Here is a 20312-nt window from a genome sequence, read left to right as displayed (position 1 = left end):
GAGACTGTCGAGCACCTCGCTGATCGACCAGTGCCGGTACATTGCCAGTGCGATCACCAGCCACACCACCTGTTCAGCCGGTAGGCGACGGCGCCGGATACTCGCTGTGCCGGTCGCCTGGACCGCACGGTCGATCCACTCGTAGGGCAGATGTTCGGCCAACTGTCGCAGGTCGGCCGGCTGCTGCGCTTCGATCAGGTAGGTGAGGTGGCTGGCAAGCATCGCTCCGAAAAGTTAACAGCTCGGCGCAACGTTTACAACCACTTCCCGCACCAAAATTAAAATGCCGTCCAGTGCTTAACTGAACGGCATTAGGGGCAAGCCCCGGTTTCTTTACAGCACCGCTCGATCTTCAGACGCTTTTCAAGCCGACGCCCCGATCGGCGGATTTTCGCCGCTTCGATCCAGCGCGAACGCACGCCCCACTTCCTCGGCGGCCATACCGATCAGCGCGCGTGTCGCGCGCTCGGCGCCCTGGGCGTCCTTTGCCTCGATCGCCTCGACCACGCTGCGCTGCGCTGCGAGCGTGGCCTCCCGCACCGACTCGATGCCGTCGACGATCGGATTTACCGTCACCAGCGCACCGCGCACGATCGCGGTCATCTGGCGGAAGAACTGGTTGCCGCTCGCGCCGACAATGCGCGTGTGCAGCGCCTCGTCGGCGGCCTGGTATTCCGGTTCGCCGACCTGCAGGCGCCCGAGCGAGTCGAGCGCATCGCGGATGCCGGCGACCTCCTCGGGCGTCGCACGCACCGCAGCAAGCGCTGCCGCGCGCGGCTCGATCAGCATACGGAATTCGATTACATCGCGGAGAAACGTCTGATCCGGCTTTGCACGAAAGCGCCAGCTCACCACATCCTCGTCGATCAGCCGCCAGTCGCTCATCGGGCGGATGCGCGTGCCGGTCTTCGGCCTCACGTCGAGCATATGGCGGGCGAGCAGCATACTGAGCGCCTCGCGCATTACGGTGCGGCTGACGTCGAATTCCTTGGACAAAATGTCCTGTGGCGGCAGTATCGCGCCATATTTCTGCTCGACGATGCCGGAGACGAGCCCGTCCATCACCTTCGCCACCAGCGACCGCTCTTTGTTTTCATCCATCACGCTTCTCCCCTTGCGCATGACCGTAGCCGTATGCCTCTCGCGCATCGCCTTCGCGCTTCCCCAAGCTGCGAAAAGCTCGGCAACGGCCCCCAAGGGGCATTTGCCGTGCCTGATACGTTGCGTCTTCGCTCATTCGAAATCCAGTTGGGAAAGTCCTGACAGGGTATTCCCTCTCGATTCGTCCGCAACAGCGGTCGTCCGCACATATCGCCCCGCGCCCTTTGTGTATCCACCGCGACCTTCCCTCCCGCTCTCTGCCCGCTCACGTTGGAAGCGACGCTCGGAATCGTCAGCTTCATCGGCTTCAACAGCCTCGTTTGTCGCGCCTGCTTCGTCGGACGAATCACGGCGATCGTCCGCGCACACGCCGCCTTTCGTCAGTGAAACTGAAGAAAGGCGGCGAGGCATGTTCCGCTTGCGCGGCGAGTCTCGAATCGTTTCGGAAATCGAATCGGTCTCGCATTCATTTGACCAAGCATCCACTGGTCCTTCTGTGCGCACCCGAACGCTTTGGCTTGCAGAAGGGCGTATTGTCTGCTCACGTGCGCCCGGTAACTGTGCTGCATTGCCGCGCAAACGATTTCGTGCCGCCTGAATGCAAAACGGCGATCCGTAAGGATCGCCGCAAGATTCGATGTCCGGTCGCCGCCCGGATCCGGGCGGCACGGCGGTGGCATGTCGCGCGCGGGATTCCGGCTCATATCGCACCGTCCGGGGCACGCCGCGCGCCCTGCGCTGCACGCCGCTCGTCCATCGCCACGCGCTCGGCAAGCGTGCGCTGGTAGATCGCCATGTACTCGCGGGCGACGCGCTCGACCGACAGGCTCTCGAGATTGCGCTTCGCGCGCGCGCCGAGTTGCGCCCGCGCGTGCGTGTCCATCAGGAGCCAGCGCAACTTGGTGGCGAGCTGCTGCGGCTCGCCCGGATCGACGAGCACGCCGGCCGCGCCGCCTTCGAGCAGTTCCGGGATGCCGCCGGCGCGCGTGCCGACGATCGCGCAACCCGCCTCGCGCGCTTCGGCGATCGCGAGCGGACACGGATCGGAGTGCGAAGCCAGCGCGAAGACATCGGTCTGCGCGAGATACGGGCGCGGGTCCGCCACGAACCCGACGAAGTGCACGGCATCCGAGATGCCGAGTTCTGCCGCGAGCTCTTCCATCGACATGCGATCCGGACCGTCGCCGACCAGGTACAGGTGCGGGTCTTTCATGAACTCGGGCGCGTCGCGCGCCTCCGAGCAAACCTGAGCGAACGCGTGCAGCAGGTCCGCGATGCCTTTCCTGCGGAACATGCCCGCCACCGAGAGCACGTTGGGATGCTTCAGACGAACGGGCCGCGCGGCCGGACGGCAGATGAGGCGCGGCGCATCGACGGCGCCATTTCTCACCACGGAAAGCCGTTCGGGCAGCATGCCGTGCTCGACGAGCGACGCCGCGACGGCCTCGCTCACCGCGACCATGCGGTCGCCGCAGCGCACGATCGACGGGCTCTTCTGGAATTCGTGATGCACGGTCGTGACGAGCGCGAAGCGCCGCCGCATTCCTGCGAAGCGCGAGACGAGCGCGCCCGTCATCATGTGCGCGTGAACGATGTCGGGATCGAAACGATCGATGAGACGATTGAAGCCCGCGACCATCGATGGCACACGCCACGGTTGTCGCGACTGCTGCAGCAGCACGTGATTGATGCCATGGCGCCGCAAGAGCGGCTCGAAGCCTCCGCCCGACGACGCCACCACCACGTCATGGCCCGTGCGTGCCTGTACGCAGGCAAGGTCCACCATCATGTTGACGGTGCCGTTGCCGATCGTTTGCGCATGGTTGGCGAGGTGGACGATTTTCATGAGGTCCGGGTCGAGGGACGGGGATCGGCGTGAATCGTATGAGTGAATCGTGGCTCGGATCGCGTCGCGGCTCGCCTTGGGTTCCGGTGGGTTCTTCCTTGTGATGTTTCGGCGGCGGAGGTCAGAGCAGCTCGAACGTGTCGAACGCGCCTGCACGTACGCCCTGCGATTTTGCAGGTCCCGCGGTATCGCGCGACTGGCGGCTTTTTCTTGTCAGTCCAATGAACGGCATGCCGTGGTCGAGGAACGGACCTTCCGTCTTGCGAAAGCCGAACGCTTCGTAGAATTCACGCAGGCTCACCGGCGCCGAGATCCGCACGCGACGGCCCGGCCAGCGCTCCGCCGCCACCGCGAGCACGCGTTCGATGAGCACCTCCGCGGTCCCGTCGCCGCGCCGAAGCGGACTCGTCAGGATCTTGTCGACCACCACTTCGGGATCCTCGACATCGCCTTCGTGAATGCGCGCATACGCGAGCACGGGCATCGGCCGCGTCATGTCCTCGGTTGCGAACACATGCACGGCGCTTTCATCGCGGCCGTCGGCATCGAGATGCACGTGCGACTGTTCGACGACGAACACGGCACTACGCGCGCGCAGAATCAGATACAGCTCGCGGGCGGTGAGTTGTTCGAAGTCCAGTGTTTTCCAGTTCATTAATTTGGTCTCCATGCTGACGGCATCAGGCCGGCGTTGCGACGTCTACACGTTACGTCCCGGAGAGGCGTTAATCAGTGCGCCATCGCACCGACGCTCCAGCATGCGGATTCGTTAAATAAGCCCAACCACACATGACGTCGCGGGGAACGACGTCATGGCGACAGGCATCTCATGCATGCGGGCTTCTTGACGGGCCCGGCGCGGCTTTGCGCGCGTTTCACGTATGACATAAGCACTTGCCTGCCGCGCCTTCAAAAGCGCATCGGCTATTGCGTTTTGCCGCTCGCGCTACCCTCACCGACATGGGAAAATCCACATGAACACCGCCACCGATGTAGGCAGCGTCGCGCACTTGAACGTCGCGCGCTACTGCATCGCACGTATGACGGTTCGCCTCGAGGTAACAGCATGAGCGCGTTCCATGTCACCAATGCATCCGGCTCCGATCCGGGCCGTGCGCGCGTTGTCAGTCTCGATCCGCTGAAGGTGCGCGCGCGTCGCCATCAAACGCATGCGCTGCATCGCGGCGAGCGCATCTGGCACGACACCGACTCCCACGTCGATCTGTGGATCGAGTTGCTTCACGGTTACGGTTTCGAGCCGCGCTCCGCGCTCGCCTTCACCGTCACGCAGGACTTCGAGGACGACCAGTTCACGCTGCCGCGCCTGCCTCTCGACGACATCGACAAGCTCTTCGGCCTGCAGGTGCAGGAGTTGTCGATCTTCGATTCGCTCGAGGAACGCGTGCTCACGCAGACGCGTCGCGCGAACACCGTGCTCATCGAAGTGGACGCGTTCCACCTGCCCGACACGCGCTCGATCGCGTACCACCGTGCGCACGTGAAGACCACCATCGGCGTCGACGCCATCGATCCGGAAGCGCGGCGTCTCGGCTATTTCCACAACACGGGCTACTACGTGCTCGCTGGCGACGACTACGACCGCGTGCTGCATCGCGCGGACGTCGAGGGCGCGGCAGGCGAGCTCTTTCCGCATGTGGAATTCGTGAAGCATGCGCGGGAAGCGCTCACGGGCACCGCGCTCGCTGAAGTTTCCGCCGATACGCTTTGCGCGCATCTGCTGCGGCGTCCTTCAGGCAACCCGGTGAGCAGCTGGCGCGCGGCGTTTCCCGGCCACGTCGAAACGATGCTCGAGCGAGGCGAGCCCTACGTGCAGCAGTATTCGTCCAACGTGATGCGGCAACTGGGATCGAACTTCGAGTTCCTCGCGCATTACCTCGGCTGGATGCGCAAGCAGGGCTTCGACATCCCTCACGAAGCGCACGTGAGCGCGCAGAAGATCGCGAGCGAATCGATGGTGCTGCAATGCAAGCTCGCTCGCGCGCTTTCGCGGCAGCGGCGCGATCACTGCGAAGCATCTTTCGACGTGCTCGAACGCGCTTATGAGCGTACGGTCCCCGTGCTCGCGGCAATGGTGTGCTGAATGCTCCGCTGAGGCCTGATTCATCAATGCTGCAAAGCGAAATAGCAGGGACTCCGCAGAACGGTCGTACGCACTGTCGCCAAGTGAAACATTTCCGTGCGCGCCGAGTCGACGCACGCAAGCGAGCCGGTTCGCCCAGGCTAGGTGCAGCGCGCAAACGTTGCCTGTCGACCCAAAAGAGCGGACACGATTACCCGATCGGCCCGCTCATGCCCTATCAGCGTGCTTCGGCGGACGCTGCCAGGTTCGCGGCATTTCTTTGCTGCAACTCCCGGCCGCACCGTGCGGGTGCCCTCTGCGAAACATTTACGGCAAACCGTGCAATCCGGTGCAATGCGCCGCCCGGCGGGCCTTCGGCCCGGCCTGCAAGGCGCTGCGGGTGATTCAGGGCTGCTCCGGAACCGGCTGCGTTCGATAGGGCACGCAGCGGATGGAACACGAATGAATCATTTTTCAAACTCCCTACAAAAGGAGGGGGCGATTCGGAGGGGGTCAGGCACGAGAGGCTTGTCGGACGGAGGGACAAAAGCTGGAATGCCCGTCTGGCGGGCATTTGACAGACAAAACGGAGGCCAATCGGCCACGATTCCTAAGACCAGCGATGTTCAAGACTGAAACAAAAACGCTTCGCTGCGCTGCGTCAAGGATGGCCTTTTTTAAGTGGCCCCATGGTGGCATTGGCGTTGCCCCGATTGGCACGGTCCTCGCTAAATGAGTGGCGCAACCAGGCACGACGCAAAGAACAACACAATCAAGCGACGGCGGGGTTGCTACGGGGCTGGCGATGAAAAGTTTCAGAAGCAGTCGCACCGACACTTCTCGAACGATTTGCGCCAGTAAAAAAATAGTGAAGCGCAATGCGCGAAGTTACGAGAGAAAAAATCATGCTGACCCTCCAGTCCGACCTGCATGGAAACCATTTGCTGGGCGCGCTTCCGGCGCACGAATGGCAAGCACTTACGCCGCACCTCGAACTCGTTCAACTTCGCACCGAACAACTGCTGTGTGATTCGGGCCAGCGCATTCATCACGTTTATTTCCCCACCACCGCGATCATCTCGCTGCTGCATACGATGGAAGACGGCGGTTCCGTCGAGATCGCCGCAGTGGGCCGCGAAGGCATGACGGGCGTGCCGGTCCTCACGGGCGGCGAAACGATGCCAACGCGCGTGCAGGTGCAATGCCCCGGCTTCGCGTACCGGATGAGCGCGCAGGCACTGCGCGAGCAGTTCGGCCGCTCTGACTTCCTGCGCCGCCTGATGCTGCTCTACATGCAGGCGCTGCTCACGCAAGTCGCGCAAACGGCGGCATGCAACCGGCACCACTCGCTCAACAAGCAACTTTGCCGCTGGCTTCTGATCGAGATCGACCGCACCGCGTCGAACGAACTGCAAGTCACGCAGCAACTGATTGCGGACATGCTGGGCGTGCGCCGTGAAGGCGTGACCGAAGCGGCCGGCAAGCTGCACGATGCAGGCCTCATTCATCACAGCCGCGGCTGCATCAAGGTCGTCGATCGCGAAGGACTCGAAGCGCGTGCATGCGAATGCTACGGCCTCGTGAAGCGCGAATTCGACCGCCTGCTGCCGCGCCTGCGTGCGACCGAACCCTCGACCACGAACGCCTGACAACAAGAGCGTGCAATGAGTGGCCTGCGGGGAGCTAGACCATGATGTTCAACCGAACTGCCCGGTGTCTCGACGTCGCTTTGATTGTCGCGGGCGGGCTGATCGCCCATTCGATGCGCTTCTCGTCGTCGAGCGATTTCAGCGACGTCGAGAAGCTCCTGATCGCGTTCAACAGCGTGCTCGCGCTGCTGCTTTTTCCGAGCTTCGGCGTCTATGAGACCTGGCGCGGCAAGGCGCTGCCGGGGATGCTCGCACGCGTTGCGCTCGCGTGGATAGCGGTCGCCGCGACAAGCCTCCTGCTCGCATTCACATTGCATCGGATGGACGCGGTATCGCGCCTCTGGTTCGCCTATTCGACGATCATCTCGGGCGCCATGATCATTACGTCGAAGTGCGTCGTGTATCTCGGCCTGCGCGTGATGCGAAGCCGCGGGCTGAACCAGCGCACGGTGGCGATCGTCGGCGCGCAGGGCTTCGCGCGCACGCTGCTCGCCCATCTGAACCGCACGCCGGGCCAGGGCTTCACACCGGTGTGCCTGCTCGACACGAGCGGCAACGAAGCGCTGCATGCAAGCGGGATCAGCCGTGCCGGCGGCGCGGGCAACACGCGTGCGGGCCGACTGCCGGTGCTGAACGACTTCGACGAGTTCGTCGCGAAAGTACGCGCAGAAGGCATCAACGAAATCTGGCTCGCATTGCCGCTGTCGGAAGAGCACACGATCTATCGCTTCGTCCACGCGATGCGCCATGACTTCGTGAACCTGCGCCTCATTCCGGACACGCGCAGCATGTCGCTCTTCAATCATTCGATGACCGACGTCGCGGGCCTCCCCACCATCAACCTGACGACATCGCCCGTCGGCACGCTGCAGATGTGGCCGAAGCTGCTGTTCGACCGCTGTTTCGCCGCCGCCGCGCTCACCGCGCTCGCGCCGCTCTTGATCTGCATCGCGATTGCGATCAAGGCGACCTCGAAGGGCCCGGTGCTTTTCACGCAGTTTCGCAAGGGTGCGGATGGAAGGCCGTTTCGCATCTACAAGTTCCGCTCGATGGCAATGCACAAGGAACAGGCGGGCCACGTGACGCAGGCGATGCGCAACGATCCGCGCGTGACGAAGATCGGCGCATTCCTGCGGCGCACGAGTCTCGACGAACTGCCGCAGTTCCTGAACGTGCTGTTCGGGCAGATGTCGGTGGTGGGTCCCCGCCCGCATGCGATCGAACACGACGACCTCTACAAGGATCTCGTCTACGGCTACATGTTCCGCTACCGGATCAAGCCAGGCATCACCGGCTGGGCGCAGGTGAACGGATATCGCGGCGCGACGACCAAGGTCGAGAAGATGGAGAGCCGCGTGAAGTTCGACCTCTTCTATATCCACAACTGGTCGTTCTGGTTCGACATCAAGATCGTCGCGATCACGATGTTCAAGGGATTCGTGAGTCGCAACGCTTATTGAGGAGACTGGCGAGTCCGCAAGGGGTGGCAAGCGGACGAGCCGCCAGAAAAGGAAAGGCCCGGCAGCATGCTGCCGGGCCTTTCTCATTTGCATCGGTCCCGACGATCCTACCTCCCCGATTCGCTCCGCACGACCAGGCGGATTTCATAAAGCGCCGCAAGCATCGACAGATGCGCGCGCTCCACCGCTGCTTCGTCCTTCGACATCCCGCCGCAAGTCCGCCCGCCCATGATCATGCCGAGGCACAGCGCATAGCTGCTCGCGAAGTCGGCCGGTGACGGCTCCAGCTGTCTCAGCTGCTGGTAGGCCGTATCGAGTGCGTATCGGAGATCGGAATGCATCGAATGTTGGAATTCAGGATTGGCGGTTGTACGTCGACTTCGAGCGCCCGGTTCGAGCGCGGCCCGCATGATGGCCAGCGAAGCCGCGCGCCTCCGTGGGCGTCGCCCCAAATTTCCTTCTCGTTGCAGCAAGAACAGTACCGGAACCCTGCCGGCAAGAAGCGGATCGTCAGTGCGTCGCCGCGATCACGCCGCGCGTCGCGCACGAAGCCCAACGAAGCGAGACCTCAGCCGCAGATGCGCAGCCGTGCGATGAAACGCGTGCCCTCTTCCGCCGACGACGTGACGTCCAGCATGCCGCCATGCGCCTCGACGATTTGAGCGCAGATATAGAGCCCGAGCCCGAGGCCGCCGCCCGGCCTGCTGGTCGCGGGACGCCAGTAGGGCTCGAAAACCTTCTGCAGGTCGTCGGTGGCGATCGGTGTGCCGCCGTTCGCCACCGACACCACGACGCAGTCCCCATCGACCGCCGCCTCGACGATGACCGGTTCGTCGCGTGCGCCATGCGTGAGCGCGTTGCCGAGCAGATTCGACAGCAGTTGCTGCAAGCGTCCGCGGTCGCAGAACACGCGCTGGGCGATCGAAATGTTCTCGCGCACCGTGCGGCCCGGATTGGCGTCGCGTAGTTCGGACACGACGTCGCAGAGCGCAGTGCGCAGGTCGTCCTCGGGCTGAAGCGTCACACCGATGCCCGCTCCCAGCCGGCCGCGCGCGAAATCGAGCACGTCGTCGATCAGGCGCGACATGCGGCGCGCGGTCGCCTGCAGGCGACGGCCGATGGAAACCGATTCGGGCTCGCTGCTCTTGCGCACGAGCAGTTCCGCGCTCGCGGACACCGCCGCGAGCGGATTGCGAAGGTCGTGGCCCAGCACCGCAATGAACTGCTCGCGCAGCTCCGCGGTCGCGCGCTCGTCGAAGAGCGCGGATTCGGCCGCGCGATGGCGCCCTTCGCTGTCGAGTTGCAGCGCGATCAGCTCGGCGAAGAGCGTGAACATCGTGACCGTGCGCGGGTCGGAGACGACGCGCGGACGCGGATCGATTGCGCACAGGTTGCCGAAATACTCGCCGTTCGGCAGCACGATCGGCACCGAGATATAGCTTTCGATGTTGTAGATGCGCGGCGTGTGGTGACTGCTGTAGACGGGGTCGGTGCTCGCGTGATCGATCACGACCGGCATGCGTGCCGCGCGCGCTTCGATACAGAGCGTGGTGTTGACGTCGAGCTGGCCGCCGGGCTTCAGTCCGAACTGGATGTCGTCCTGCACCGCGCAGGCGGTCCAGTTGCCCTCGGTCACGCGCGCGACGGCGGCGAAACCGAGGCCCGTGTTCTTGCAGATGACACGCAGCATCGAAGGCACGGCGCCGATGCGGCTGATCGCCTCGACATCGCGTGCAATGGCTTCTTTGCTGTCGTTCATCGTGGGCTTGGGAGCAAGCGTTTTCGCGTGAGAGTTGTCCCGCAATGCTACCTCAGCCTGCTATTTTTTCGAGATTTTTTGGCGCGGCCCGTGCGCCCCGCAGAGCGCTGACGCACATTCGCTCGCGTGGACAAAAAGTGACGCGCGCGACGGCGATGAACCGATGCGCGCGCGATGGCAGTCGAAGCGATCCGTAGTGATCGCTTAACTCATTGGCTCACTGATGTTGCACGTAGTCGATCCGCTCGACGCCCGTGTCCATGCCAAGCAGGCACACGTTGGCGCCACGCGCGGCGAAAAGGCCCACCGTCACCACGCCCGGCCACGCGTTCAACTGCGCTTCGAGCGCGCGCGGATCGGTGATCTCGAGGCCCTTCACGTCGATGATCTCGTTGCCGTTGTCGGTGATGAAGGGCGAGCCGTCCTTCTGCACGCGCACGACGGGCACGGCGCCGAGCGCGGCCACGCGCCGGCCAATCGCGGTGCGCGCCATCGGCACGACTTCGATCGGCAGCGGGAACCGCCCCATGACCGACACGCGCTTCGTCGCATCCGCGATGCACACGAACACGTCCGACACCGACGCCACGATCTTCTCGCGCGTGAGCGCGCCGCCGCCGCCCTTTATCATCGCGCCGCTTTCGTCGATCTCGTCGGCGCCATCGACGTACACCGGCAGCGACTCGATCTCGTTCAGATCGAACACCTTGAAGCCGTGCGATTCGAGCCGCGCCGTGGTCGCAAGCGAGCTCGAAACCGCGCCGCGATAGCGGGCCTTCGACTTCGCGATTGCATCGATGAAACAATTTGCCGTCGAGCCGGTGCCGACGCCGATCACCGCGCCTTCGGGCACGTTCGCGTTCACGTAGTCGGCCGCGGCCTGTCCGACCAGTTGCTTGAGTTCGTCTTGAGTCATGGGAGTGGGGACTGCGAGAGGGGAAAGCGTGATTTTAACGGACCTGCGGCGCCGCGCCTCCGGCTAGAGCGCGCGAAGGAAACCGAGCGGATCGTGGGAGCGCGCGACCGACGCGATGAAGGCGAACGTCACGATCGCGAGCAGGCCGGTCACCGCGCGCACGGCCTTCGTGCGCCCACGCTTGAGCGCAAAGGTGCCGAGCACGATATAGACGACGAGCCCCGCGATCTTCGCCGAAAGCCAGGCCGCGTTCGCGCCGAAGCCGATGATCGTGACGAGCGCGAGCGCGCTCAAGAGCAGCGCGGTATCGATGACATGCGGCGCGATCTTCGTCGCGCGCTTGTGCAGGAGCGGCGAGTCGAGCAGCATCCACAGCCAGCGAACGAAAAAGCTCGCGATGCTCAGCGCCGCGCAGGTCATGTGTATCGCGCGCAGCGGAAGGAAGTAGTCGGACATGACGTGGCTCAGGGGAAATACTTGTCGAGCAGCGCGGCGGCGATCGCGTCGCTTTCGGCGTCCGCGTCGCCCGCATGGTCGCGCGGGCGGAAATGCATCTGGAACGCGCTGAGGACGTGACGCGTCTTCTCGTCGAGGACGCCGTCGGTGGCGACTGCGTAGCCGTAACGCCGCAGCTTGTCCTGCAGCGCCTTGACGTCCGCGGGCGCCTTCGGATCGCGGTCCGCGAGATGGCGCGCGACATCCGCATCGTCTGGCCACGCGCCGACGCCCGCCTCGTACAGCGTGTGCCAGGGAAAGAGCGGGCCGGGATCGATCTTGCGTTGCGGCGCGACGTCGCTATGGCCGACGACGCGCGTCGGCGGAATGCGATAACGCGTGACGATGTCCTTCGCGAGCCGCACGAGCGCATCGACCTGCGCGGGCGGATACGGCTGCCAGGTGCGGCCTTCGAGCGTATCGATCGGACCCAGATTCACGTTCTCGATGCCGATCGACGCCGCGTTCAGTTCCGTCGTCCCCTGCCATTCGCTGACGCCCGCATGCCACGCGCGCTCTTCCTCTTGCACGAGCTGGTAGATCACCGGTTCGCCCTTCTCGACGCTCGGCGCGTCCGGCACGACATAGTGCGCGCTGACGTTCGGGCCGGTCAGGACTTCGATCGATCCCGCCTCGCCGATCTCCGTGTAGTGCATCACGAGGAAACGCACGCGCGAGTCGGCGCTCGTCGCATGATGGCTCGTATCGGCGATGTAGGTGCCGCTGTCGATCCGGGTCACGGTGCAGGCGGAGAGAAGCGCACAGAGGAGCGCGACGGCGGCAAAACGGAACGTCATCGATGCGTTATTTCTTCACCGACCGCTGACGCACCGCTTCGAAGAGACACACGCCGCTCGCCACCGACACATTCAGACTCTCGACCGTTCCGGCCATCGGAATGTTCATGATCTCGTCGCAGGTTTCGCGGGTGAGGCGGCGCATGCCCTCGCCTTCCGCGCCGACGACAATCGCAATCGGACCATCGAGCTTCGTGTCGTAGAGGCTCGCGCTCGCCTCGCCCGCCGTGCCGACCACCCACACGCCCGCGTCCTTCAGTTCGCGCAGCGCCCGCGCCAGATTCGTCACGGTGATGTACGGCACGGTTTCGGCGGCGCCGCTCGCGACTTTCGCCGCCGTCGCGTTCAGGCCCGCCGATCGGTCGCGCGGCGCGATCACTGCATGCGCGCCGGCCGCGTCTGCGACGCGCAGGCACGCGCCGAGGTTGTGCGGATCGGTGACGCCATCGAGCACGAGAAGCAGCGGCGTGCCCGAGACACCGTCGAGCAGCTCGGCGAGATTCTGCGCGAGCGGCATGTCGTGCGCGCGCGCGACGACGCCCTGATGCCCGACGTTGCCCGCGAGGCCCCAGAGACGCGATTCATCGGCGGCGATCAGACGCACGCCGGCTTCCTTCGCGGAGCGCAGGAAATCCTGCATCCGGCGATCCTTGCGCGAGGGGTCGTACAACACTTCCTCGATCGTCGATGCATCTGCCCTGAGGCGCGCGGTGACCGCGTGAAAACCGTAGAGAACCTTCAGACGTGACATGACTCACCCAAACCTTCGATAAGAAAACAACCACAAAAACCAAACGCGGCCCGACGCGCTTTTCGCGCATCGGGCCGCGCATTCGACATGACGCGCACCGCCGGCAGACCGCCCGCCGTTCAGCGCTTCTTGCGCGCCGCCCGTCCCGGCGACGCCGGCTTCGGCGCCGCGCCGTGCTTGCGCGCCGCGCCTGCGTCCTTGGTCGTCGCGAGCGCAGCAGAGCCGCGCTTGCTGCCGCCGCGGCGCCGCGTGCTGGGCGTCTCGTCGTCGCCCGAAAACGGCCGCACGCGAGGTCCCGCCAATGCAGCGCTTCCCGCATGCTCGGGCGCGCCCGGTGCGATGCGTCCTGAAGGCGGCTTCACCGGCGTATCGCGCACGAGCCGGAAGTCGATCTTGCGCGAGTCCAGATCGACGCGGCTTACCTGCACGCGCACGCGGTCCGACATCCGGTAGCGGATGCCGGTGCGCTCGCCGCGCAGTTCGTTCTTGATCTCGTCGTACTGGAAGTAGTCCGAGCCGAGTTCGGTCACGTGCACGAGCCCTTCGATGAAGAGCGAATCGAGCTGCACGAAGATGCCGAACGACGTCACGCCGTTCACCATCCCGCCGTATTCCTCGCCGAGCTTGTCGCGCATGAAATAGCACTTGAGCCACGCTTCGACGTCGCGCGAAGCTTCGTCGGCGCGCCGCTCGTTCGACGAGCAATGCAGGCCCAGTTCTTCCCAGATCGCGACGTTGTTGCGCGAACGGCCGCGCGAGTCGTCGTCGGCCTTCTGCATTTCGCGCGCGGCCTTCGTGAGGCCGGTGCTGAGCGAAATCTCATGGCCGATCGACGGCTGATACTTCTTGCCCTGCAGGATCGCGTAGATCGCGCGGTGCGTGAGCAGGTCGGGATAGCGGCGGATCGGGCTCGTGAAGTGCGCGTACGCCTCGTACGCGAGACCGAAGTGGCCGATGTTGTCCGGGCTGTAGACGGCCTGCTGCATCGAGCGCAGCACCATCGACTGCAGCATCTGCGCATCGGGCCGGTCGCGGATCTGCGCCATCAGCGCGGCGTAGTCGCTTGCGTGCGGCTTCTCGCTGCCCGTGAGCGTGAGGCCGACGCCGCGCAGGAACGCGCGCAGGTTCTCGAGCTTTTCCGGCGTCGGGCCGGCGTGCACGCGATAGAGCCCCGCATGCTTGTTGCGCTTCAGGAAATCGGCGGCGCAGACGTTCGCCGCGAGCATGCATTCCTCGATCAGCCGGTGCGCGTCATTGCGATGGCGTGGCACGATCTGCTCGATCTTGCCCTGCGCATTGACGACGATATACGTCTCGGTCGTGTCGAAGTCGATCGCGCCGCGCTTCTGGCGCGCCGCGTGCAGCGCCTTGTAGACGCCGTAGAGATTCTGCAGGTGCGGCAGCAGGTCGGCGCGGCGGGCCGCTTCCGGTCCCTTCGTGTTGGTCAGCACGGCCGCGACTTCGGTGTACGTGAGACGCGCCGCCGAATGCATCACGGCCGGATAGAACTGGTACGCCTTGATCTCGCCGCGCGCGGTGATGACCATGTCGCAGACGAGCACGCAGCGGTCGACCTGCGGATTCAACGAACACAACCCGTTCGAGAGCTTCTCCGGCAGCATCGGGATCACGCGGCGCGGGAAATACACCGACGTGCTGCGATCGAGCGCATCGACGTCAAGCGCCTCGTTCGGACGCACGTAATGCGAGACGTCCGCAATCGCCACCAGCAGGCGATAACCCGAGCCGCGGCCAACGGCCATCGGTTCGCAATAGACGGCGTCGTCGAAGTCGCGGGCGTCCTCGCCGTCGATCGTGACGAGCGGCACGTCGCGCAAATCCACGCGATGGCGGACATCCGCGGGACGCACTTCGTCGGGCAGTTTCGCGGCCAGCGCGAGCGCGGCGTCGCTGAATTCGTGCGGCACGCCGTACTTGCGCACCGCGATCTCGATTTCCATGCCCGGATCGTCGATATCGCCGATCACTTCGACCACGCGTCCGAGCGGCTGCGAATGGCGGCTCGGGAAATCGGTGAGCTCCACCGACACCACCTGCCCGACCTTCGCCTTCTTCGCGTTCTGCGTGATGAGGATATCGTGGCCGATGCGCTTGTCTTCCGGCACGAGGATGAGCGCGCCGTTCTCGTTGATGAGCCGGCCGATGATGCGTTTGTTCGCGCGGTCCGTCACCTCGACGATATGCCCTTCGGGCCGCCCGCGCCGGTCATAGCCGACGATGCGCGCGAGCACGCGGTCGTTGTGCATCACCTTCTGCATTTCGCCGTTGGGCAGGAACAGGTCGTCCTGGCCGTCGTCGCGAATCAGGAAGCCGAAGCCGTCGCGATGGCCCTGCACGCGGCCCGCCACGAAATTCGAGGGATGAGTGAGCTGATAGTGACCGCGCTTGTCGAGGCGGATTTGCCCGTCGCGCTCCATGGCGCCCAGTCGCTTGAAAAATCCTTCGCGCTCCTGGCGCTTGATCGACAGCGCTTCGGCGATGTCGTTCGCGGCGAGCGGCGTTTCGCTCGTGCGCAACACGCCGAGAATTTCTTCGCGGCTCGGGATCGGATACGGATATTTGCTCAAGGGCTTATCGATGATTTCTTCTCGTTGGACTGGTTCTGGCAGCGGGATGGCTAGCCGGGCCTTGCTGGCCCTGTCTGACTGACTGAATCGGCGCGCCATGTCTGCGAGTCATTCTAACACCCGTCATCGAGCCTTCATGGTGCGTGACAAGGCCACGCAGCAAGGCTCGCCGCCCCGGCGCAACGGCCGTTCGGGACCGCGCGGCCCGCGATCTCAAAAAGCTTGACAGCCTGATTGGACCCGATATAATTGCGTTCTTTGCTGCACACGCACCCTTGCCCAGGTGGCGGAATTGGTAGACGCACTAGGTTCAGGTCCTAGCGGTGGCAACACCGTGGAGGTTCGAGTCCTCTCTTGGGCACCAAGATGTTTGAAAGAGCCACCTTCGGGTGGCTCTTTCGTTTCATGAGTCGCTTCTTTATGAGTGGCTTCGATCGGCCGCCGCCGCGGCGACTTTTCGATTGACACGGTTTCACAACCCGCTAGAATAGCGGACTCGCTGTACCCCTTGGCCCAGGTGGCGGAATTGGTAGACGCACTAGGTTCAGGTCCTAGCGGTGGCAACACCGTGGAGGTTCGAGTCCTCTCCTGGGCACCAAGGTCCCTTCAGCTTCGCAGCAAAACGATCAACCCCACAGAACGACGGTTCGTGGGCTTTTTTGTTTTTCGGCGCGCGCCATCCTCTATACGGCCCATTAAAACTTTCATATTCATTCGTCGCGCGGAAAATCGCATTGAATATGAATGACGGCTGTATCGATTATTAAAGCCGCGATATTCGCCGAATCGAATCAATCAACCGGTCTCCAAGCAGTTTATTAAACAGCGGCGTACACTCGCTCGTGCCCGCAATGGCCGGGCACCCTGTGCGGCCGGTCCCCGCCGAATCACGGTTTCGCTTTTTCCGGCCGCATCGCTATCCAATCAAATCGATTTGAACCGGAGACCATGGCGATGAGCTGGACGCGAGAACAGAGAAACGTGACGATTGCCGCCTATCTCGGCTGGACACTCGACGCCTTCGATTTCTTCCTGATGGTTTTCGTATTGAAGGACATAGCGGCCGAATTCAATACGAAAATCCCCGAAGTGGCATTCGCGATCACCCTGACGCTCGCGATGCGCCCCATCGGCGCGCTGATCTTCGGGCGCCTCGCCGACAAGTTCGGCCGCCGCCCGACGCTGATGATCAACATCGCGTGCTATTCGCTGCTCGAACTGCTCTCGGGTTTGTCGCCGAACCTGCTGACGCTGCTCGTGCTGCGCTCGCTGTTCGGCATCGCGATGGGCGGCGAATGGGGCGTCGGCTCTGCGCTCACGATGGAGACCGTGCCGCCCAAATCGCGCGGATTCGTGTCGGGGCTCCTGCAGGCGGGCTATCCGAGCGGCTACCTGCTCGCATCGATCGTCTTTGGCGTGCTGTACCAGTACGTCGGCTGGCGAGGAATGTTCTTCATCGGCGTGGCGCCCGCGCTGCTCGTGCTCTACGTGCGCGCGCACGTACCCGAGTCGCCCGCGTTCAAGGCGATGGAAAAGCAGCCGCGCCCCGGGCTCGTCAAGACGCTCAAGCAGAACTGGGTGCTCTCCGTCTACGCGATCGTACTGATGACAGCGTTCAACTTCTTCTCGCACGGCACGCAGGATCTTTATCCGACGTTCCTGCGCGAGCAGCATCATTTCGATCCGCACACGGTCTCGCTGATCACGATCACGCTGAACATCGGTGCGATCGTCGGCGGGCTGTTTTTCGGGACGATGTCCGAGAAGATCGGGCGGCGCAAAGCGATCTTCATTGCTTCGCTGATCGCCTTGCCGGTGCTGCCACTGTGGGCGTTTTCAAGCGGGCCGGTGGCGCTCGCGGCGGGCGCATTCCTGATGCAGATTTCCGTGCAGGGCGCGTGGGGCGTGATTCCGGTGCATCTGAACGAGATCTCGCCGGACGAGATTCGCGCGACGTTTCCCGGCCTCGTGTATCAGTTGGGGAATCTGCTCGCGTCGGTGAACGCGACGATGCAGGCGTCGCTCGCGGTCAGCCACGGCAATAACTACGGGATGGCGATGGCGATCGTCGCGGGGACGGTCGCGGTGGTGATCGCGGCGCTCATTCTGTTCAGCCGCGAGCGCAGAGGAGTCGACATGACGCAGTCGGCGCGGGGCGTGGGGGCGGCGACCTAGTTTTGCTCCAGGCTGTACGCGACGACAGAAAGGCGCCTCCGGGCGCCTTTCTGCATTCTGGCGCCATCCGGACGTTCTAGAGGAAAGACTCGATTCGCCCTTTGCGACATCCTCAGGAATGCCCCCTGCTGCACGACCCCGCCTAATCTGTAGTAGAAACGACAAGACATCGCACAAGGGGGAACGTCATGGCAACAGGTTTCGTGGTTGCGTTCATCATCGTGAGTGGCGCGCTCGTGTACATGCAGGCGAGCGCCTTCGCATGGCTCGCCTGGATGATCGTATGGGTCGCGCTCGGCTGGTTCGCGGACATCACCGGTCCGATCGCGACCGCACTGCTCGGCGTGCTCTTCGTGGCTCCGGCACTCGTGCTCGCCATCAGGCCGCTGCGTCGCGCGCTCATCAGCCAGCGCGTGCTCGGCGTATTCCGCAAGATCCTGCCGGAGATGTCGCCGACCGAGCGCGACGCCATCGAAGCCGGCACGGTCTGGTGGGACGCAGAGCTCTTCTCCGGCCGCCCGCGCTGGGATTCGCTGCTCGCGCACGGCCGGGCGAAGCTCACGGCAGAAGAACAAGGCTTCATCGACAACGAATGCACGCGCCTCTGCGATCTCGCAAGCGACTGGGACACCACAGCCGTCTGGCAGGACCTCTCGCCCGAGACCTGGCGCTATATCAAGGAGAACGGTTTTCTCGGCATGATCATCCCGAAGCAGTACGGCGGACGGCAGTTCTCCGCCTACGCCCATTCGCAGGTGATCATGAAGCTCGCGACGCGCTGCTCGGCCGCCGCCGTCTCCGTGATGGTGCCGAATTCGCTCGGCCCCGCCGAACTGCTCATGCACTACGGCACCGAGGAGCAGAAGAATCACTACCTCCCGCGCCTCGCCCGCGGCGACGACATCCCCTGCTTCGCGCTGACGAGCCCCTACGCCGGCTCGGACGCCGCCGCGATTCCCGACGTCGGCATCGTCTGCCGGGGCATGCATGAAGGGCGCGAGACGCTCGGCTTCAGGCTCACCTGGGACAAGCGCTACATCACGCTCGGTCCGGTCGCGACCGTGCTCGGTCTCGCGTTCCGCGCGCTCGATCCCGACCGGCTGCTCGGCGACGGCGACGAACCCGGCATCACCTGCGCGCTGATCCCGACAAACCATCCGGGCGTGAACATCGGCCGACGCCACTGGCCGCTCAACGCCGTGTTCCAGAATGGTCCGAACTGGGGCCGCGACGTCTTCATCCCGATCGACTGGGTGATCGGCGGCCAGGCGCAGGTCGGCAACGGCTGGCGCATGCTGATGGAATGCCTCGCGGCGGGCCGCGCGATCTCGCTGCCGTCGTCGAATGTCGGGATGGCGAAGCTCGCCGTGCGCGGCACCGGCGCGTACGCGGCCGTGCGCCGGCAGTTCCGCACGCCCATCGGACAGTTCGAGGGCGTGCAGGAAGCGATGGGCCGCATGGGCGGCAATCTCTACGTGATGGACGCGGCGCGAAAACTCTCGGCGCAGGCGGTCGACCTCGGCGAAAAACCCTCCGTGATCTCCGCGATCGCGAAGTATCACATCACCGAGCGTGCCCGCAAGGTCATCAACGACGGGATGGATGTGGTCGCCGGCAAGGGCATCTGCATGGGACCGTCGAACTTTCTCGCGCGCGCCTATCAGCAGGTGCCGATCTCGATCACCGTCGAAGGGGCGAACATTCTGACGCGGTGTCTCATCATCTTCGGACAGGGCGCGATCCGCTGCCATCCGTACGTGCTGAAGGAGATGGCCGCGACCCGCGAGCCCGGCCACGCGAAGGCCGTGCGCGACTTCGATGACGCCTTCTTCGGCCACGCGAGCTTCGTCGCGTCGAATGCGATGCGCAGCCTCGTGTTCGCGTTCGGCGGCAGCGCGCTGATCCCGAAGCCCGTGCAGGCCGACACGCGCCTCATCCCCTACTATCGCGCGGCGACGCGTCTCTCGACTGCGTTCGCCCTGCTCGCGGACGTGTCGATGCTCGTGCTCGGCGGCGAACTGAAACGCCGCGAGCGGCTTTCGGCGCGCCTCGGCGACGTGCTCTCCCAACTCTATCTGATCTCGGCGACGCTCAAGCGCTTCCAGGACGACGGCCGTCCCGAAACCGATCTTCCGCTCGTGCGCTGGGGCGTCGAGGACGCGTTGCAGCAAGCGCAGGTCGCGCTCGAAGGCGTCCTCGACAACTTCCCGCATCGCGCGATGGCGCGTATCGTGCGCGCGCTCGTGTTTCCGTTCGGGCTGCCGTATCGCGTGCCGGGCGATGCGCTCGCGAGCGGCATCGCCGAGTTGATGCAGATACCGGGCGAAGCGCGCGAGCGTCTGATCGCCGATTCCTACGCGCCGCCCGCCGACATCGACCCGCTCGGCTACGGCGAACTGGTCTTCGCGCTCAGTCCGCGTTTCGACGCGATCGAGCGCAAGCTCCGGCCCGAAGTGAAGGCGGGGGTGCTCAGGCCGATGCCGCAAAGCCTGCCCGAAATCGACGCCTGGGCGGCAGAAGCCGAAGCGCTCGGCCTGATCGATGCCGGCCAGCGCCAGGTGCTCGTCGATTACGCGCGCTATGGCGCCGAACTCGTGAAGGTCGATGACTTTGCCGCCGATTTCGGTATGCTCGAAGCATTGCTGAGGCGCAAGGAAGCGCTCGAGCGGGAACCGGAAGAGGTGCTTGCCTGAGA

16 protein-coding genes and 2 tRNA genes are annotated in these 20312 nt (G+C 64.3%); 7 read left to right on the top strand and 11 right to left on the bottom strand.

From position 1 onward, the window contains the following. The 4 genes from AWB81_RS17460 to AWB81_RS17445 form a co-directional block, all read right to left on the bottom strand. Positions 1-222, bottom strand: a 222-nt coding sequence (locus AWB81_RS17460; RefSeq protein ID WP_200822513.1) for a transposase domain-containing protein, incomplete at its 3' end; no start/stop codon positions are given. Positions 223-363: 141 nt separating this feature from the next. Further along, positions 364-1101, bottom strand: a complete 738-nt coding sequence (locus AWB81_RS17455) for a FadR/GntR family transcriptional regulator (protein WP_062637546.1) — start codon at positions 1099-1101, stop codon at positions 364-366. Positions 1102-1801: 700 nt separating this feature from the next. Continuing rightward, positions 1802-2947, bottom strand: coding sequence for a glycosyltransferase family 4 protein (locus tag AWB81_RS17450; protein ID WP_062637544.1), 1146 nt, complete (start codon positions 2945-2947; stop codon positions 1802-1804). A 121-nt stretch (positions 2948-3068) separates the two neighbouring features. Beyond that, entirely contained in the window at positions 3069-3602 is a 534-nt protein-coding gene (locus AWB81_RS17445; RefSeq protein ID WP_062637542.1) for a GNAT family N-acetyltransferase, read from the bottom strand. A 411-nt stretch (positions 3603-4013) separates the two neighbouring features. Between AWB81_RS17445 and AWB81_RS17440 the strand changes: the two genes are divergently transcribed. From AWB81_RS17440 to AWB81_RS17430, 3 genes are all read left to right on the top strand, one after another. Beyond that, entirely contained in the window at positions 4014-5048 is a 1035-nt protein-coding gene (locus AWB81_RS17440; RefSeq protein ID WP_087135038.1) for a DUF1839 family protein, read from the top strand. 884 nt (positions 5049-5932) lie between these two features. Beyond that, positions 5933-6676, top strand: coding sequence for a Crp/Fnr family transcriptional regulator (locus AWB81_RS17435; RefSeq protein ID WP_062637540.1), 744 nt, complete (start codon positions 5933-5935; stop codon positions 6674-6676). A gap of 44 nt (positions 6677-6720) precedes the next feature. Continuing rightward, on the top strand, positions 6721-8136 hold the full coding sequence (locus AWB81_RS17430) for an undecaprenyl-phosphate glucose phosphotransferase (protein ID WP_062637559.1): 1416 nt from the start codon (positions 6721-6723) through the stop codon (positions 8134-8136). Positions 8137-8243: 107 nt separating this feature from the next. Here AWB81_RS17430 and AWB81_RS17425 read toward each other — a convergent pair whose 3' ends face one another. From AWB81_RS17425 to rnr, 7 genes are all read right to left on the bottom strand, one after another. Continuing rightward, positions 8244-8477 (bottom strand): hypothetical protein, encoded by a 234-nt coding sequence (locus tag AWB81_RS17425; protein WP_062637539.1) that lies wholly within the window; start codon positions 8475-8477, stop codon positions 8244-8246. A 227-nt stretch (positions 8478-8704) separates the two neighbouring features. After that, a complete protein-coding gene (locus AWB81_RS17420) occupies positions 8705-9895 on the bottom strand; it encodes a GAF domain-containing sensor histidine kinase (protein ID WP_062637537.1) in 1191 nt (396 codons plus the stop codon). 217 nt (positions 9896-10112) lie between these two features. Then, the gene (gene rpiA, locus AWB81_RS17415; RefSeq protein WP_062637534.1) at positions 10113-10811 is read right to left on the bottom strand and encodes a ribose-5-phosphate isomerase RpiA; all 699 of its coding nucleotides are present in this window, start codon (positions 10809-10811) and stop codon (positions 10113-10115) included. A gap of 63 nt (positions 10812-10874) precedes the next feature. Further along, complete coding sequence (locus AWB81_RS17410; RefSeq protein WP_062637532.1) at positions 10875-11267, bottom strand: SirB2 family protein; 393 nt, start codon at positions 11265-11267, stop codon at positions 10875-10877. 8 nt (positions 11268-11275) lie between these two features. Beyond that, on the bottom strand, positions 11276-12103 hold the full coding sequence (locus AWB81_RS17405; protein WP_062637531.1) for an N-acetylmuramoyl-L-alanine amidase: 828 nt from the start codon (positions 12101-12103) through the stop codon (positions 11276-11278). A 7-nt stretch (positions 12104-12110) separates the two neighbouring features. Continuing rightward, positions 12111-12854: a 23S rRNA (guanosine(2251)-2'-O)-methyltransferase RlmB gene (gene rlmB, locus AWB81_RS17400; RefSeq protein ID WP_062637528.1), complete on the bottom strand. Its 744-nt coding sequence runs from the start codon at positions 12852-12854 to the stop codon at positions 12111-12113. Positions 12855-12973: 119 nt separating this feature from the next. Next, a complete protein-coding gene (rnr, locus tag AWB81_RS17395; protein WP_062637527.1) occupies positions 12974-15442 on the bottom strand; it encodes a ribonuclease R in 2469 nt (822 codons plus the stop codon). A 277-nt stretch (positions 15443-15719) separates the two neighbouring features. Between rnr and AWB81_RS17390 the strand changes: the two genes are divergently transcribed. The 4 genes from AWB81_RS17390 (at position 15720) to AWB81_RS17375 (ending at position 20310) form a co-directional block, all read left to right on the top strand. Further along, positions 15720-15806 (top strand) — tRNA-Leu (locus AWB81_RS17390). A 147-nt stretch (positions 15807-15953) separates the two neighbouring features. Continuing rightward, a tRNA-Leu gene (locus tag AWB81_RS17385) sits at positions 15954-16040 on the top strand. 350 nt (positions 16041-16390) lie between these two features. Further along, entirely contained in the window at positions 16391-17617 is a 1227-nt protein-coding gene (locus AWB81_RS17380; RefSeq protein ID WP_087135037.1) for an MFS transporter, read from the top strand. 188 nt (positions 17618-17805) lie between these two features. Beyond that, entirely contained in the window at positions 17806-20310 is a 2505-nt protein-coding gene (locus AWB81_RS17375) for an acyl-CoA dehydrogenase (protein WP_062637524.1), read from the top strand. The last annotated feature ends 2 nt before the right edge of the window (positions 20311-20312 follow it).

Origin of the sequence: Caballeronia arationis (assembly GCF_001544975.2) — a bacterium.
Taxonomy (GTDB): Bacteria; Pseudomonadota; Gammaproteobacteria; order Burkholderiales; family Burkholderiaceae; genus Caballeronia; species Caballeronia arationis.
The sequence above is the reverse complement of the archived record's forward strand: the minus strand, read 5'-3'. Positions and strand labels throughout refer to the sequence as shown.